14 protein-coding genes and 1 pseudogene are annotated in these 15,699 nt (G+C 70.5%); 6 read left to right on the top strand and 9 right to left on the bottom strand.

Annotated features, from left to right (window positions below; genetic code table 11):
- Window positions 1–152: 152 nt before the first annotated feature.
- The 3 genes from recA (at window position 153) to J7I97_RS28080 (ending at window position 4,568) form a co-directional block, all read left to right on the top strand.
- Window positions 153–1,265: a recombinase RecA gene (gene recA / locus J7I97_RS28090; RefSeq protein WP_214940154.1), complete on the top strand. Its 1,113-nt coding sequence runs from the start codon at window positions 153–155 to the stop codon at window positions 1,263–1,265.
- Window positions 1,266–1,268: 3 nt separating this feature from the next.
- Window positions 1,269–1,886, top strand: coding sequence for a recombination regulator RecX (gene recX, locus J7I97_RS28085; RefSeq protein WP_214940151.1), 618 nt, complete (start codon window positions 1,269–1,271; stop codon window positions 1,884–1,886).
- Between the two features lie 135 nt (window positions 1,887–2,021).
- The gene (locus tag J7I97_RS28080) at window positions 2,022–4,568 is read left to right on the top strand and encodes an FtsX-like permease family protein (RefSeq protein ID WP_214940148.1); all 2,547 of its coding nucleotides are present in this window, start codon (window positions 2,022–2,024) and stop codon (window positions 4,566–4,568) included.
- A 277-nt stretch (window positions 4,569–4,845) separates the two neighbouring features.
- Here J7I97_RS28080 and J7I97_RS28075 read toward each other — a convergent pair whose 3' ends face one another.
- From J7I97_RS28075 to J7I97_RS28065, 4 genes are all read right to left on the bottom strand, one after another.
- Window positions 4,846–5,241 carry a rhodanese-like domain-containing protein gene (locus tag J7I97_RS28075; protein ID WP_214940167.1) on the bottom strand — a complete coding sequence of 132 codons (396 nt, stop codon included), beginning with the start codon at window positions 5,239–5,241 and terminating at the stop codon, window positions 4,846–4,848.
- Entirely contained in the window at window positions 5,232–5,798 is a 567-nt protein-coding gene (locus tag J7I97_RS28070; protein ID WP_214940143.1) for a cysteine dioxygenase family protein, read from the bottom strand. The genes J7I97_RS28075 and J7I97_RS28070 overlap by 10 nt, the downstream gene beginning before the upstream one ends.
- Before the next feature lie 75 nt (window positions 5,799–5,873).
- A complete protein-coding gene (locus J7I97_RS40465) occupies window positions 5,874–5,960 on the bottom strand; it encodes a putative leader peptide (RefSeq protein WP_311318651.1) in 87 nt (28 codons plus the stop codon).
- Between the two features lie 33 nt (window positions 5,961–5,993).
- Window positions 5,994–7,586 carry an NAD(P)/FAD-dependent oxidoreductase gene (locus tag J7I97_RS28065; protein WP_214940139.1) on the bottom strand — a complete coding sequence of 531 codons (1,593 nt, stop codon included), beginning with the start codon at window positions 7,584–7,586 and terminating at the stop codon, window positions 5,994–5,996.
- 829 nt (window positions 7,587–8,415) lie between these two features.
- Between J7I97_RS28065 and J7I97_RS28060 the strand changes: the two genes are divergently transcribed.
- Window positions 8,416–8,733: a hypothetical protein gene (locus J7I97_RS28060; RefSeq protein ID WP_214940136.1), complete on the top strand. Its 318-nt coding sequence runs from the start codon at window positions 8,416–8,418 to the stop codon at window positions 8,731–8,733.
- 523 nt (window positions 8,734–9,256) lie between these two features.
- Here J7I97_RS28060 and J7I97_RS40460 read toward each other — a convergent pair.
- The 5 genes and pseudogenes from J7I97_RS40460 to J7I97_RS28035 all read right to left on the bottom strand — a co-directional run.
- Window positions 9,257–9,649 (bottom strand): annotated as a pseudogene (locus tag J7I97_RS40460) (FAD-dependent oxidoreductase); the annotation flags it as partial.
- A 178-nt stretch (window positions 9,650–9,827) separates the two neighbouring features.
- On the bottom strand, window positions 9,828–10,721 hold the full coding sequence (locus J7I97_RS28050; protein ID WP_214940134.1) for an amino acid ABC transporter permease: 894 nt from the start codon (window positions 10,719–10,721) through the stop codon (window positions 9,828–9,830).
- Entirely contained in the window at window positions 10,718–11,392 is a 675-nt protein-coding gene (locus J7I97_RS28045) for an amino acid ABC transporter permease (protein ID WP_214940131.1), read from the bottom strand. The genes J7I97_RS28050 and J7I97_RS28045 overlap by 4 nt, the downstream gene beginning before the upstream one ends.
- 83 nt (window positions 11,393–11,475) lie before the next feature.
- A complete protein-coding gene (locus J7I97_RS28040; RefSeq protein WP_214940128.1) occupies window positions 11,476–12,321 on the bottom strand; it encodes a glutamate ABC transporter substrate-binding protein in 846 nt (281 codons plus the stop codon).
- Window positions 12,322–12,409: 88 nt separating this feature from the next.
- Window positions 12,410–13,195, bottom strand: a complete 786-nt coding sequence (locus tag J7I97_RS28035; RefSeq protein ID WP_285441054.1) for an amino acid ABC transporter ATP-binding protein — start codon at window positions 13,193–13,195, stop codon at window positions 12,410–12,412.
- 360 nt (window positions 13,196–13,555) lie between these two features.
- Here J7I97_RS28035 and J7I97_RS28030 point away from each other — a divergent pair, with 360 nt between their 5' ends.
- Window positions 13,556–14,272: a response regulator transcription factor gene (locus J7I97_RS28030; protein WP_214940125.1), complete on the top strand. Its 717-nt coding sequence runs from the start codon at window positions 13,556–13,558 to the stop codon at window positions 14,270–14,272.
- 12 nt (window positions 14,273–14,284) lie between these two features.
- Window positions 14,285–15,697: a HAMP domain-containing sensor histidine kinase gene (locus tag J7I97_RS28025; protein WP_214940122.1), complete on the top strand. Its 1,413-nt coding sequence runs from the start codon at window positions 14,285–14,287 to the stop codon at window positions 15,695–15,697.
- The last annotated feature ends 2 nt before the right edge of the window (window positions 15,698–15,699 follow it).

Genomic DNA, 15,699 nt, shown 5'->3' with positions numbered 1-15,699 from the left:
ATACCGACCCACGCTCCTAGCTTGACAGGGAAATCGAACATCCATTCTGATGAGTTATCCACAGCCAAACCGGACGTGGAAGCGCATTGTCAGTGGCAGGCGTTAGCGTCAATGGCGTGAAGCGATCGACTCAAGCAAATCGGGTGGAACCCATGGCAGGCACCGACCGCGAGAAGGCCCTCGACGCCGCGCTCGCACAGATTGAACGGCAATTTGGCAAGGGTGCGGTCATGCGCCTCGGCGACAAGCCGAACGAACCCATCGACGTCATCCCCACCGGGTCGACCGCGCTGGACATCGCCCTCGGTGTGGGCGGGCTGCCCCGCGGCCGCGTGGTCGAGGTGTACGGACCGGAGTCCTCCGGTAAGACCACCCTGACCCTGCACGCCGTGGCCAACGCGCAGAAGGCCGGCGGCACCGTCGCCTTCGTGGACGCCGAGCACGCGCTCGACCCCGAGTACGCGAAGGCCCTCGGCGTCGACACCGACAACCTCATCCTGTCCCAGCCGGACACCGGCGAGCAGGCGCTGGAGATCGTGGACATGCTGGTCCGCTCCGGCGCGCTCGACCTGATCGTCATCGACTCCGTGGCGGCCCTCGTGCCGCGCGCGGAAATCGAGGGTGAGATGGGCGACTCGCACGTGGGTCTGCAGGCCCGGCTGATGAGCCAGGCGCTCCGCAAGATCACCGGTGCGCTCAGCCAGTCCAAGACCACCGCGATCTTCATCAACCAGCTCCGCGAGAAGATCGGTGTGATGTTCGGCTCGCCGGAGACCACCACCGGTGGCCGCGCGCTGAAGTTCTACGCCTCGGTGCGCCTCGACATCCGCCGCATCGAGACCCTCAAGGACGGCACGGACGCGGTCGGCAACCGCACCCGCGTCAAGGTCGTCAAGAACAAGGTCGCGCCGCCGTTCAAGCAGGCCGAGTTCGACATCCTCTACGGCCAGGGCATCAGCCGCGAGGGCGGCCTGATCGACATGGGCGTGGAGCACGGCTTCGTGCGCAAGGCCGGCGCCTGGTACACGTACGAGGGCGACCAGCTCGGCCAGGGCAAGGAGAACGCCCGCAACTTCCTGAAGGACAACCCCGACCTCGCCAACGAGATCGAGCGGAAGATCAAGGAGAAGCTGGGCGTCGGCGTACGCAAGGACGCCGCCGCCGCCGAAGAGGCCGGGGCCGGTGCGACTGCCGAGGCCGCGCCCGTGCCCGCTCCGGCGTCGAAGGCCAAGACGGCCACCAAGGCCGCCGCGGCCAAGAGCTGACCCGTGCGGGAGCAGGAAAGGAGCGGCGGGCCCGGCGGCCGTGAAGGCCGTCGCGAAGGCCGCCGCGAAGGTGGCCGCGAAGGTGGCCGGGAAGGCCGCCAGGAGCTGCCGCCCCAGAGCCCCGAGGAGCAGGCGCGGGCGATCTGCCTGCGCCTGCTCACCGGGATGCCGCGTACCCGGCGGCAGCTCGCGGATGCCCTGGACAAGCGGGGCATCCCCGAGGAGGTGTCGCAGGAGGTCCTCTCCCGGTTCGAGGAGGTGGGCCTGATCGACGACGCCGCTTTCGCCGGGGCCTGGGTCGAGTCCCGGCACCGCGGCCGGGGCCTCGCCCGCCGGGCCCTCGCGCGGGAGCTGCGCACCAAGGGGGTGCACGCCACCCTCGTGGACGAGGCCCTTGAGCAGCTGGACTCCGAGCAGGAGGAGCAGACCGCCCGCGAGCTCGTGGAGCGCAAGCTCCGCTCGACCCGGGGCCTGGAGCGGGACAAGCGGCTCCGGCGCCTCGCCGGGATGCTCGCCCGCAAGGGGTACGCGGAGGGCATGGCCCTGCGGGTGGTCCGGCGTGCCCTGGAGGAGGAGGGCGAGGACACCGATGATCTGGGCCTGGGGTACGCGGGGGACTGACGCCGAGCCTGACCCCGTCCGGCCGGGCGGCGGGAGCGGCGGCGGCCCCGCGGTGCGGGGGTGGGGTTAGCCCCCGGCGGCAGACGCCGGAGCGCTCCAATGCCAGGAGCCGGGCCCCGCAGCAGAGTTGACCGCATGATGCTGCGTTACGCCCTCCAGACCGTCAGGCACCGCAAAGCCGGTTTCCTCGGCGCCTTCATCGCGCTCCTGTGCGCCGCGGCCCTCGTCACCGCCTGCGGCACGCTCCTGGAAACGGGGCTCCGCGGAAGGATCGGCACCGAGCGCTACTCGGCCACCCCGGTCATCGTCTCCGCCGACCAGAACGTCCACCAGGACACGGTCAAGGAGAAGAAGGGCAAGACCAAGACGAAGCACAAGGCCAAGCCCGTCGCGGAACGGGCCTGGCTCTCCGCCGCCACCGTGGACACGGTGCGTTCCGTGCCCGGGGTCGAGCGGGCCGTGCCCGAACTCACCTTCCAGGCCGTCCCGTTGGTCAGGGCCCCGGGAGGCGGGAAGCCCTCGTACGGGCACGCCTGGACCTCCGCCGTACTGACCCCCTTCACGCTCGCCGAGGGCCGCGCCCCCCAGGGCGGCGGCGAGGTCGTCGTCGACCGTGAACTGGCCGCCCGTGCGGGCCTCACGGCGGGCGCCCGGCTGACCGTACAGGCCACCGGCGAGCCGAAGACGTACACGGTGAGCGGGGTCGCGCAGACCGCCCGCGGGGACCTGGCCCGGCAGAGCTCGCTGTTCTTCAGCGACGCCGAGGCCCAGCGGCTGGCCGCGCGGGACGGGCAGGTCAGTGCCATCGGCGTGCTGCCCGGGCCCGGGGTGAACGCCGGGGAGCTGGCCGGGCGGGTCGAGCAGGCGCTGAAGGGCACCACCGCGCAGGTCAGCAGCGGAGAGGAGCGGGGGCCCGTCGAATTCCTCGATGCGGCCGGGGCGCGGATCAAGCTGGTGTCCATGGGCGGCGCGATGGGCGGGACCTCGCTGCTCGTGGCGGTCCTCGTCGTGGTCGGCACCTTCGCCTTGTCCGTGCAGCAGCGCCACCGCGAGCTGGCGTTGTTGCGGGCCGTCGCGGCCACGCCGAGGCAGCTGCGGCGCATGATCGGCCGGGAGGCGCTGGTCGTCGGCCTCGCCGCCGGGGTGGCCGGAGCGTTCGCCGGGCTGCCGCTGGCCGCCTGGCTGCACGGCCGCTTCATCGACAGCGGGGTGATCCCGGCCAACCTGGAGCGCACCGCCGGGATCTTCCCGATGTTCGGCGCCGTGGGGGCGAGCCTGCTCGGAGCCTGGGCGGCCGCGCGGATCACCGGGCGGCGGATCGCCCGGATCCGCCCGGCGCAGGCCCTCGCCGAAGCCGCCGTCGAGCGGACGCGGCCGGCCCGGACCAGGATCGCCGCCGGGGTTCTGCTGCTGGCCGGCGGGGTGGTGCTGGTCGCCGTACTGAGCGCGCTGCGCACCGAGCCGGCATCGACCCCGGTCACCTTCCTGGCCGTGGTGGTCCTGGCCGGGGCCGTCTCGCTGCTCGGCCCGCTGCTGGTGCGCGGTGCCACCGCGCTGCTGGCCGGCCCGCTGCGGCTGGCCGGCGCCAACGGTGAGCTGGCCACCGCGAATCTGCGCGGCAATGCCACCCGGATGGCCTCCGCCGTCACCCCGCTCGCGCTGCTGATCGGGATGACCTGCACCGTGCTGTTCATCACGCCGACGCTCGGCGACGCGGCCCGGACGCAGGCGCGCGAGGGGATCCGGGCGGAGTGGGTGCTGGCCACGCGGGGGCCGGGGGCGGGTGTCACCGGTGAGGCCGCCGAGGCGGTCCGGCGTGCACCTGGGGTCGAGGCGGCCACCGAGATCGTGCACACGTCCGTACGGGTGGGGCTGGCGAAGTACGCCGCGCAGGGGGTGACGCCGGCCGGGCTGGACCGGACCTGGGACCCCGATGTGACGAGCGGGAGCCTGGCCGGGTTCGGGGAGCGGGGCGCGGCGGTGAGCGAACTGGCCGCCGATCAGCTGGGGCTGAGGCCGGGGAGCCCGCTGAAGCTGACGCTGGGGGACGGGACACCAGTCACGCTGACGGTCGCCGCCGTGTACGCGCGGGGGCTGGGATTCGGGGACCTGACGCTGCCGCACGCCCTGGTGGCCGCGCACGTGGACAACCCGCTGGCGAGCAGTGTGCTGGTGGCTGCCGGGCCGGGGACGGGGCGGGAGCGGCTGGCCGCGGCGGTGAAGGGGTACCCGGGGGTGGCGGTGCTGTCGGCGCGCGCCGCCGAGGAGGCGCGGGCGGAGCGGCAGGACGCCGGGGCGGAGATCAACCTGCTGGCGATGGGGCTGGTGCTCGCCTTCACCGCGATCTCGGTGGTCAACACGCTGGCGATGTCCACGGCGGAGCGGTTCCGGGAGTTCGCGATGCTGAGGCTGGCGGGCGCGAAGCGGCGGCAGGTGCTGCGGATGCTGCGGGTGGAGGCGGTGTCCGTGGTGCTGATCGGGACGGTCCTGGGGTCGGGGATCTCGCTGGCCGTGCTGACCGCTTTCAGCGTGGGCATGACGGGGGTGGCTGCGCCGGTGGTGCTGCCGGTGGTGTACGTGGGGGTGCTCGGGGTGGCGGGGCTGTTGGCCGTGGCGGCCACCGCTGTGCCGGGGCGGGTCGCGTTGCGGGTACCTCCGGTGGAGGTGGCCACGTCGAGGTAGGGGTCGGTGGGGGTACCACCCCCGCGCCGGGGCGGGTGCCCTGCGGGGCTGGTCCCCTACCCGCCCTTCCACCGTTCCCCGGGGCTTTGCCCCGGACCCTCGCGGGTGCGGCGCCGTTGCGGGGGCGCTGCCCCCGAGCCCCCGCGCCTCAAACGCCGGCGGGGCTGGATTAGGTGCTGCCCCCGAGCCCCTGCGCCTCAAACGCCGGCGGTGCTGGATTAGGTGCGGCGCCCGAGCCCCTGCGCCTCGAACGCCGGCGGGCTGGATTTTGCGGGGGTCAGGTGACGGGGAGGCCGGCTGATTTCCAGGCCTGGAAGCCGCCGGTCAGGTCGGCGGCCCGGTGGAGGCCCAGGGTGTGGAGGGAGGCCGCCGCGAGGGACGAGGCGTAGCCCTCGTTGCAGATCACCACCACCCGCACGTCGTGCGAGGCGGCCTCCGCGGCGCGGTGCGAGCCCTGGGGGTCCAGCCGCCACTCCAGTTCGTTGCGCTCGATGACCAGCGCGCCCGGAATCAGGCCGTCGCGGTCCCGGAGGGCCTGGTAGCGGATGTCCACCAGGAGGGCGTCGCCCGCCAGGGACGCGGCGTGGGCCTCTTGCGGGGTGATCCGGGTGTACGTCGTACGGACCCGGTCCAGGAGGGCGTCGATGCCGATCGGATCGGTGCTCACTGCCAGTCCTCCGGGCGTTCGACTTGCTCCAGCCTCAGCACCCGGCCGGTGCGGCTGTAGCGCCGGATCAGGGGCAGCGGGGGGTAGTACGCGTGCACCGAGATGGCGTGCTCCCGCGTCGACTCGTTCAGCACCTCGTGCACATGGTGCTCCCCGAACGCCCGCCCCGTACCCGCGTCCAGGCGCCGGCCGCGGTCCACCTCCGGGGCCAGTTCCAGGCTCCGCCAGCCCTCCGAGGGGAGCCGGACCACCAGCGAGTGCTCCGTCAGCCGGCCTCGCGCGGTGGCGAACGCGCCCCGCGATTCGGCGTGGTCGTGCCAGCCGGTGCCGGTGCCCGGCGGCCAGCCGATCAGCCAGGCCTCGCTGCCGCCGGGGCCGTCCAGCCGGATCCACGTACGGCCCTGGGGGTCCAGGGGCAGCGATTCCACGATCTCGGGGTCGGACGCCGTCCGGAGGGCGAAGGAGAGGAGTTCGGCGGCTGTAGGCCCTGCCGGGGCCGGGGCTGGGGCCGGGGCCGGCGCGGGTGCCGGCCCGGGGTAGGCGTATGGGGTGGAGGGAGCCATGGGAGTGACCGTCCTGGGGTTCGCGAAGGTGCGCGCAGGCCGCCGAGGGCAGGGGCGCGCGAGGGGAAGGGCGAATCAGCAGGAAGGGCGACACACGCAGCCCGCGTAGCGGAGCAGGTCCATGTGAACCCTCCGCCACAGGCGTACGTCGTTGCCGGTCATGTCCGGGAGTGAAGCATGAGGATGGGAAGCGGGTCAATCGATCACGGCTGTCGGCGCGGTGGAGGGCGTCTTGGCGGGGGGCGCCTTGGCGGAGGCCGGCTCAGGCGCCCCCATCCGGACCGTGTCCGCCGCCTCGTACAGCTCGGCCGGCCGCACCCCCGCGAAGGTCGCCGCCAGATGTCCGTCCGGCCGTACGAGGAGCACGGTGTGCGCCGGAGCCCCCGGGTAGCCGTCCGCCACCAGTAGCTCGGACCGGACCGGGAGTGCGCTCACCGCCGCCGCGAGCCGGGGCATCAGCCCGGCACCCATCCAGTGCCGCCGGTCCCACACCCCGGTGCCCGGCGCGACCAGGAGCACCAGCAGCCGGCCCCGCCCCAGCAGGTCGCGCAGCGGCACCGTGGACCCGTCGGGCGCGGTCACCGGGACGTTGGCCACCGGGCCGCCCGGCTCCGTCGCGGTCGGCACCTCGCGTACCGCGACCGGCGGGGCGTACGCCGGAGCGACACCGAGCGGGCCGCGCCCCAAGTGGCCGTCCGTGAGCAGGGCTTCCGCGGAACGCGAGGCTCCGGGGAGGTAGGTACGCAGCCCGCTGCCGCTGCGCAGGGCCGGCACCGCCTGGTCGGCCGCGCGCAGCCGGGCCGCGACCGCCCTGCGCCGCTCGCCCTCGTAACTGTCCAGCAGGGCCTCGGAGGCTCCCTGGTGCCAGGCCAGCGCCAGCTTCCAGGCCAGGTTCTCGGCATCCCGGAGCCCCTCCTCGACCCCCTGCGTGCCGAGGGCGCCCAGCAGGTGGGCGGCGTCCCCGGCGAGGAAGGCGCGGCGGTCGCGCCAGCGCCGGGCGAGCCGGTGGTGCAGGGTGTACACCCCGGTGTCGAGCAGGTCGTACGGGGGAGTCGTGCCCCCGTACCACCCCGCGAGGGTGTCCCGGACGAGGGTCAGGAGCGCGTCGGGGGTGACGAGTTCCCCGCGCGGCGGCAGCAGCCAGTCCAGCCGCCACACCCCGTCGGGCAGCGGCCGGGCGGTGACTTCCTCCGGCGGGCTGCGGTGCAGCAACGCCTCGCCGGGCCAGGGGAGGTCGGTGCGCAGCGCGGCCACGGCATGGCGTTCCACGGCGGTCCGGCCCGGGAAGCGGATGCCGAGCAGCTTGCGCACGGTGGAGCGGGCGCCGTCGCAGCCCACCAGGAAGCTACCGCGCCACCAGGTGGTCTCGGCGCCCCGGGTGTGCGCGGTGACCCCCCGGCCGTCCTGCTCCAGGGAATCCAGTTTGCTGTCGGTGATCAGCTGGACCAGCGGGTGCGCGGCGGCGGCGTCGCGCAGCCCGCGCGCGAGGGCGTGCTGCGGAAGGTGGAGCGGGGCCGGCTGGTCCTCGAAGGTGATCCGGTGCGTGTCGCGGCCGCGCCGCATGGTGCGCCAGGCGGCGAAATACGCGCCCTCGTCGCGCAGTGTCGTACAGCCCAGGCGGTGCACCATGGCCGCCGTGTCGGCGTGCAGGGCGACGGTACGGGCGGGCCGGGGCTCGTCCTTGCCGGGGCCCTCGTCGAGCACGACGCAGGGCACGCCCGAGCCGGCCAGGGCCAGGGACAGGGACAGTCCGACGGGCCCCGCGCCGACGACGATCACCGGGTCCATGATGCGGCTCCCGATGTCCGGTATGTGATCACAGAACGTATGCAACCCACTGGAGGTGCCTGCGTCAAGTGACGCCATCGGCGAGGCGGTAAAGGGAATCGGTGGTTCCGAATGTGGTGTCACTTCCGTCGGAATGCTGAATCGTTCGCTCGCGGTCTGCCCGGACAGCACAGTATTAGACATCTGGCGCGTATGAATACGTGACGAATTTCGGCCATCGCGTTGCCGGAATTAATTGCCTTTCATTTCTGATGCTCAAGTAAACCTCAAAATCTTTATATCCGCTTGCCTGGTCTTGATGAGTGTGGAATTGTCGTGGGCATGCAGAGGGTGGAAGTCGCCCTCCGTGCGCAAGGAGGGATGTGTGGCATTAAAAACGATGCCGTAATCCCTGTGGTGATTGGTTGACGCTTGAAGCGTTTTCCAGCTGAGAAAGATAGGTGAAGAAAGTTGCTGAAGAGCACTCGCCTTCGCACTGCCGCCGTCCCTGCGGCTGGGCTGCTGCTGGCCGGTATCTTCTCGCTCGGTGTCGGGACGACCGCATCGGCTGCCGCTCTGGCACATCCCGAAGGCTGCAAGTACGAGGTTCCCGGGAGCTGGGGAGCGATCGCCAGCTGTAGTAGTCACAACGGCGGCTCCTACCGGGCTACCGCCGTATGTACGGAGGCGGAGTCCGGGAGGGTGGAGAATTTCTACGGACCGTGGAAGCAGTGGGGAATCTCTATCGCGTACTGCCAGGGATCCTATCGAGCCACTTCCGCGGGAATTTTTACGTCCCCTCGCAATAACACCTGAGCGCAACCGAATCGACTGAGAAAGGATCAGCGACATGAAGAAGATGTTCGTGACACTGCTCGCCGCCACGGCGATGGCGGGCCTCGGGCTCCAGGGGACGGCCACTGCGGCTCCCACGGGCTGGCCGGAGGGGTGCAAAAGCTGGAAGGTCCCCGAGAGTAACGGCATTGCGGCCGCCTGTAGCGACGGCAATGGCGGAAGGTGGAAAGCGTCCGCCAAGTGCGCGCCGTGGAACGGCGACCCTGTCATCCAGCATGATGCGGTGGCTTGGAGCAGCAGCAACACCTCCTTCGCCTTCTGCCCGCCGTTCACTTCTGTCGTGAGCGGCTCGTTCTGGACCAGGTCCTACTAGAGGCCATCCGCTTGCCGGAATCCGGTCGCAAGGTTCTCGCTGACTTCCCGTGAGTAGGCAGCGAAATGCGGTGTCCCATTGGGCTTCCCAATGGGACGCCGCCGCATGTTGTATGGCCTGATTGTGCTTTGCTGGTATCCCTCCTATTTTCTGGCAAGGCTATATGGCCGCCAGGGAGGTTGTTTCTAGCTCGATGCTCTTGGCTGTGCGGGGCCCGCGCCTCTCGTTTTCAGGTTGCGAGCCCGACAGCGCGAGACAAGGCAGGACGTAGATGGTGCCGATTATGGCGAGGTCGAGACGTACGGTTACTGCCTGTCCATCCATGTGCTGCCAGCGATGAGTCGGGCGGTCTGGACAAGCGCCGGTTAGCGGATGACGAAGCAGAATGGCCGACAGCATCGCTCGGGCTGCCTGAGGCAGTAGCACGCACATCGTGATCTGGTTGTTTCCCTTACTGAGGGCATAGCCCGCCTCGTGTTGGCCGCGGGGCACGGACTCGACACCAGCACGGAGGATTGCGGCCGTCTTGCTCCAGGGAGTCCAACTTGCTGTTGGTAACCAGGTGGACCAGCAGGTGGGCCGCGCGGGCCGCGCGCAGCCCGCGGGTGAGGGTGCGCTGCGGTATGCGCAACGGGGCCGGGTCCGGGGCGTTTTCGAAGGTGATACGGCCGGTGTCGCGACTGGGCTACATGGTGTGCCAGGCCGAGTGGTACGCGCCTTCGTCGCGCAGTGTCGTACAGCCCAGGCGGTGCACCATGGCCGCCGTGTCGGCGTGCAGGGCGACGGTACGGGCAGGCCTGGGCTGGTCCTTGCCCGGTCCCTCGTCGAGTACGACGCAGGGCACGCCCGAGCCGGCCAGGGCCAGGGACAGGGACAGTCCGACGGGCCCCGCGCCGACGACGATCACCGGGTCCATGATGCGGCTCCCGATGTCCGGTATGTGATCACAGAACGTATGCAACCCACTGGAGGTGCCTGCGTCAAGTGACACTCATCCCGGGCATGCGTGTGGTGCGGTGGATGAGATCCGCCGCACCACACGTGCTACGCCAGTGTACTGACCGGGTGTCAGCGAACTTTCCCGGCGGCCCGGGTCAGGGGGCCTTGCCGACGCCGGCCGCGCCGCCCGCATCGACCTCGGCCACGTCTGCCTCTACCACGGCGCCGGTGCCCTTCTTCGACGTCCGCAGCCGCTTCTCCAGCCAGGAGGCCAGGGTGGTCAGGATGAAGTTCACCGCGATGTACAGCAGGGCGATCACGACCATGGTCGCGATGGTGTTGCTGTAGTTGGCGGAGATCTGCCGGTTCATCGACATCAGGTCGGCGAAGCCCAGGACGGCGCCGCCGAGCGCAGTGTCCTTGAGGATCACCACGAGCTGGCTGACCAGCGCGGGCAGCATCGCCGTTACGGCCTGCGGGACCAGGACGTACGCCATGATCTGGCCCTTGCGCATGCCGATCGCCTTGGCCGCGTCGGTCTGGCCGCGCGGCAGCGTCAGGATGCCGGCCCGCACGATCTCGGCGATGACCGAGGCGTTGTACAGGACCAGGCCGGTGACCACCGCGTACAGCGGTCGCAGGTCCGAGCTGACGGTGCCGAGCATGACGTACAGCGCGGAGCTGAAGATCATCAGCATCAGGACCGGGATGGCGCGGAAGAACTCCACGACCGCGCCGACCGGGACGCGCACCCACGCGTGGTCCGAGAGCCGGGCGATGCCGAGGAGCGCGCCGAGCGGCAGCGCGATCACCATGGCGATCAGGCCGGCCTTGAGGGTCTCGCCGAGGCCGGGCAGCAGGAACGTCGTCCAGATCTGGCTGTCCGTGACGAACGGGGCCCACTTGTCGGCGTCGAGCTGGTTCTTCTCGGCCATGAGGGACAGCGCCCACCACAGGACCAGCGCGACGAGCACCAGGAAGACGCCGGTGTAGATCCAGTTGCGGACCTTGGCCTTGGGGCCGGGGGTGTCGTACAGAACGGAGCTCATCGCTTCACCGCCACTCGCTTGGCCACCCAGCCCAGCAGCAGGCCGGTGGGCAGGGTCAGCAGGACGAAGCCGAGAGCGAAGATCGCGAAGACCGCGAAGAGCGCCTGCGCCTCGTTCTCCAGCATTTCCTTCATCAGCAGGGCCGCCTCGGCCACGCCGATGGTCGCCGCCACCGTGGTGTTCTTGGTGAGGGCGATCAGTACGTTGGTGAGCGGCGCGATGACCGCACGGAAGGCCTGGGGGAGCACGATCAGGGTGAGCACCTGGAAGAAGCTCAGCCCCAGTGCGCGGGCGGCCTCGGCCTGTCCCACGGGCACGGTATTGACGCCCGAGCGCAGCGCCTCGCAGACGAACGTGCCGGTGTAGGCGATCAGGCCAAGGACCGCGAGGCGGAAGCCGATCTCCTTGGAGTTCCCGCCTGCGAGCGTGATACCCAAGGTCTGGTCCAAGCCCAGCGAGCAGCCGAGGATCAGCAGCGTCAGCGGCGTGTTGCGCACGACATTGATGTACGCCGTGCCGAAGCTCCGCATCAGCGGGACCGGGCTGACCCGCATCCCGGCCAGGATCGTGCCCCAGATCAGGGATCCGACCGCTGAGTAGAGGGTGAGCTGAACCGTCACCCAGAAGGCTCCGAGCACGTCGTACTGCCCGGAATTAAGAAAGTCGAACACGTTGCCCTGCGCTCTCCCCAGGATGGCCGGCGAGTCGCGCCGCCGCCCGTGACAGGCGGGCGGCGACGCGACTCACCAATGAATCAGCTGCCTTCGGTGATCTGCGGGGCCGGCTCGGCCCTGTAGTTGGCGGGGCCGAGGTTCGTGTCCACCGCCTTCTGCCAGGAGCCGTCCTCGACCATCTTCTTCAGCGCGGCGTTGACCTTGGTCTGGAGGTCCTTGTCGCCCTTCTTCAGGCCGATGCCGTAGGGCTCGTCGCTCAGCTTCAGGCCGGCCAGCTTGAACTTGCCCTTGTTCTTCTCCTGCGCCGCGTAGCCGGCCAGGATCGAGCCGTCCGTGGTCAGCGCGTCCACGGCCCCGTTCTCCAGGCCGGTGAGGCACTCGGAGTAGCCCGGGTACTCGCGCAGGTCGGCCTCGGGGGCGAGCTTGGTCTTGACGTTCTGCGCCGACGTGGATCCGGCGACCGAGCAGAGCTTCTTCTTGTTGAGGTCCTCGGCCTTGGTGATCGAGTTGTCATCGGCGCGGACCAGCAGGTCCTGGTGGGCCAGGAAGTACGGGCCGGCGAAGTCGACCTTCGCCTTGCGCTTGTCGTTGATCGTGTAGGTCGCCACGACCAGCTTCACGTCGCCGTTCGAGATCAGGTTCTCGCGCTCGGCGCTGACGGCCTGCTTGAACTCGATCTGGTCGGGCTGGTAGCCGAGCTCCTTGGCCACGTACGTCGCCACGTCGACGTCGAAGCCCGAGAACTTGCCGTCGGGGGTCTTCAGGCCCAGACCCGGCTGGTCGAACTTGATGCCGATGACGATCTTGTCCTTGCCGGTGCCGCCGGACGCGGCGGTGTCACCGGCCTTGCCGCCGCCGCAGGCGGTCGCGGTCAGGGCGAGGACTGCGGCCACGGCTGCGGCCGCGCCGGCCTTGAAAACCTTCATGGTGAACTTCCCTCGGATGAGACGTAGTTGGACGGCGAGCGGCGGCACCTGTTCCGGGCCGCCACGGGATCACTACCAGACGTAGCCGTCAGTGGTGCAGGATCTTCGAAAGGAAGTCCTTGGCGCGGTCACTGCGCGGGTTGCTGAAGAACTGTTCGGGCGTGGCCTCTTCGACGATCTTCCCGTCGGCCATGAAGACCACCCGGTTGGCCGCGGAGCGGGCGAAGCCCATCTCGTGCGTGACGACCACCATCGTCATGCCCTCCCGGGCGAGCTGCTGCATGACCTCCAGCACCTCGTTGATCATCTCGGGGTCGAGCGCCGAGGTCGGCTCGTCGAACAGCATCACCTTCGGGTCCATGGCGAGCGCGCGGGCGATCGCCACGCGCTGCTGCTGGCCGCCGGAGAGCTGCGCCGGGTACTTGTCGGCCTGCGAGCCGACACCCACGCGGTCCAGCAGCGTCTGCGCCTTCGCGAGGGCGGTCGGCTGGTCGGTCTTGCGGACCTTGAGCTGGCCCAGCATGACGTTCTGAATCACCGTCTTGTGCGCGAACAGATTGAACGACTGGAAGACCATCCCGACGTCGGCACGCAGCCGGGCAAGCTCCTTGCCCTCCGGGGGCAGTTCCTTGCCGTCGACCGTGATGGTGCCGGAGTCGATGGTCTCCAGGCGGTTGATGGTCCGGCACAGCGTGGACTTGCCCGATCCCGAAGGACCGATCACCACGACGACCTCACCGCGGGCAATGCTCAGATCGATGTCCTGAAGCACGTGCAGCGCGCCGAAGTGCTTGTTGACGTTGCTCAGTACGACCAGGTCGTCCGCGGCACCGGCCGCGTCCTGCACATCCTTGGTCACTGATACTCCGCTCATCGGCTTCTTGCTCCGTCCTCCTCGGTTGGGAGGACAGTAGTGAGACCGTGCGCACACCGTCATCACATCTGAGGGAGAATTGAGCATAACGATACGGCCTCGCACGGATACGCTCCGTGGGCGCCGCCGCGTCGGAGCCTTTCTACGCGTACCGGGTGCATAACGGAAGACGCGCCGGACCGGAACCCCCTTGACGTGGGACTCCGCATCGGCATGGATGCAGGGTGGCCCGTGAACCGACCATGAACGGGCATGGAGCTGGCATGGACCAGGCTTGGACCAGGTTTGGGCCAGGTTTGGGCCAGGCATGGGCCCAGGCTTGAACGACGCACACGAAGACGACGCCGGAAGGGGGACGCTGTGAGACTGCTGCTCGTCGAGGACGACGACCACGTCGCCGCCGCGCTGTCCGCGATCCTCGCCCGCCACGGCTTCCAGGTCACCCACGCCCGCAACGGCGAGGAGGCCCTCCAAGCGCTGCTGCCCGCCGGGGCCCCGCCCTACGTTTCTCCCTACGGGGTGATTTTGCTCGACCTCGGACTGCCCGACCAGGACGGCTACGAGGTGTGCGGCAAGATCCGCAAGCGCACCACGACGCCCGTCATCATGGTGACCGCGCGGGCCGATGTGCGCTCGCGCATCCACGGCCTGAACATGGGCGCCGACGACTACGTGGTCAAGCCCTACGACACCGGCGAACTCCTCGCCCGGATCCACGCCGTCGCCCGGCGCACCGGCGCCGCCGAGGAGGCCGCGGGTGGCGGTACCGGCGAGCCCGGCATCGTCCGGCTCGGACCCGTCACCATCGAACTGCCCACCCGCCGGGTCAGCGTGGACGGGGCCGACGTACCGCTCACCCGCAAGGAATTCGACCTGCTGGCCCTGCTCGCGCAGCGCCCCGGCGTCGTCTTCCGCCGCGAACAGATCATCAGCGAGGTGTGGCGCACCAGCTGGGAGGGCACCGGCCGGACCCTCGAGGTCCACGTCGCCTCGCTGCGCTCCAAGCTGCGCATGCCGGCGCTCATCGAGACCGTCCGAGGGGTGGGCTACCGGCTCGTCACCCCGGCCGCCCCCTAGCGGGCCACCCCCGTGCGCGCCCGGCTGCTCCCGCTGCTCGTCGTCCTGATGGCCGGCGTGCTCCTCGCGCTCGGCTTCCCGCTCGCCGTCGCCCTGGCCGCAGGACAGCAGCAGCGGGTGGTGGTCGACCGGATCGACGACAGCGCCCGCTTCGCGGCCCTCGCCCAGTTCGTCATCGACGCCGAAGGCGCGGGCGACACCGGCGCCGCCGAGCGCCGCGAGACGCTCCAGCTCGAACTCGCCCGCTACCAGGAGCTGTACGGCATCCGCGTCGGCATCTTCTACCGCGATGACAACGCCATGGTCCGGGCCCCCGGCTGGTGGCAGCTCCCCGCCTCGGGCGAGGGCCGACGGGCCTTCGAGGAGGCCCTCGCCGGGCGGCGCAGCCACGACCCCGCCCAGGTGTGGCCCTGGCAGACCCACGGCAAACTGCTCGTCGCCTCCCCGGTCGTCCTCGACGGGGACGTCGTCGCCGTCGTCGCCACCGAATCGCCGACCGACCAGATGCGGGCCCGGATCCTCCAGGGCTGGCTGATCATCGCCGGCGGTCTCGCCGCCGCCATGCTGCTCGCCTTCGGCGCCGCCCTGCGGCTCACCACCTGGGTGCTCAAACCCGTCCAGACCCTGGACGCGGCCGCCCACGGCATCGCCACCGGGCGGATGAACTCCCGCGTCGCGGCCGCCGGCGGGCCGCCGGAACTCCGACGCCTGGCCCGCTCGTTCAACGAGATGGCCGACAACGTCGAAGAGGTACTGGAGCAGCAGCGGGCGTTCGTCGCGGACGCCTCCCACCAGCTGCGCAACCCGCTCGCCGCGCTGCTCCTGCGCATCGAGCTGCTCGCCCTCGAACTCCCCGAGGGGAACGAGGAGATCGCCTCCGTGCGCACCGAGGGCAAGCGCCTCGCCCAGGTCCTCGACGACCTGCTGGACCTGGCGCTGGCCGAGCACGCCTCCGCCGAGATCAGCCTCACCGACATCGGGGCCCTCACCGCCGAGCGGGTGGCCGCCTGGCGGCCGTACGCCGAGGAGAAGGGCGTACGGATCACCGAGACGGGCCGGACCGCCGTCACCGGCTGGGCCGACCCCATCGCCCTGTCCAGCGCGCTCGACGCCGTCATCGACAACGCCCTGAAGTTCACCCCTGAGGGTGAAGAGGTCGAGGTCTCGGTCTCCGCCGCCGGTCCGTCCGCGCTCATCGTCGTCGCCGACCGGGGGCCCGGGCTGACCGGGGAGGAGCTGCTGCGCGTCGGCGACCGGTTCTGGCGCAGCGGCCGCCACCAGAACATCAAGGGCTCCGGGCTCGGCCTCTCCATCTCCCGCGCACTGCTCGCCGCGGGCGGCGGGTCCCTCTCGTACGAGACGAACCCGCCGCACGGGCTGCGGGTGACGGTGGCCGTCCCGCGCGACGACCCGCACGCCTCCTGACC

Origin of the sequence: Streptomyces sp. ISL-87 (assembly GCF_018614095.1) — a bacterium.
In the GTDB taxonomy this organism is placed as follows: domain Bacteria; phylum Actinomycetota; class Actinomycetes; order Streptomycetales; family Streptomycetaceae; genus Streptomyces.
Note: the sequence above shows the minus strand (reverse complement) of the source record. Positions and strands in the feature narration are given on the sequence as shown.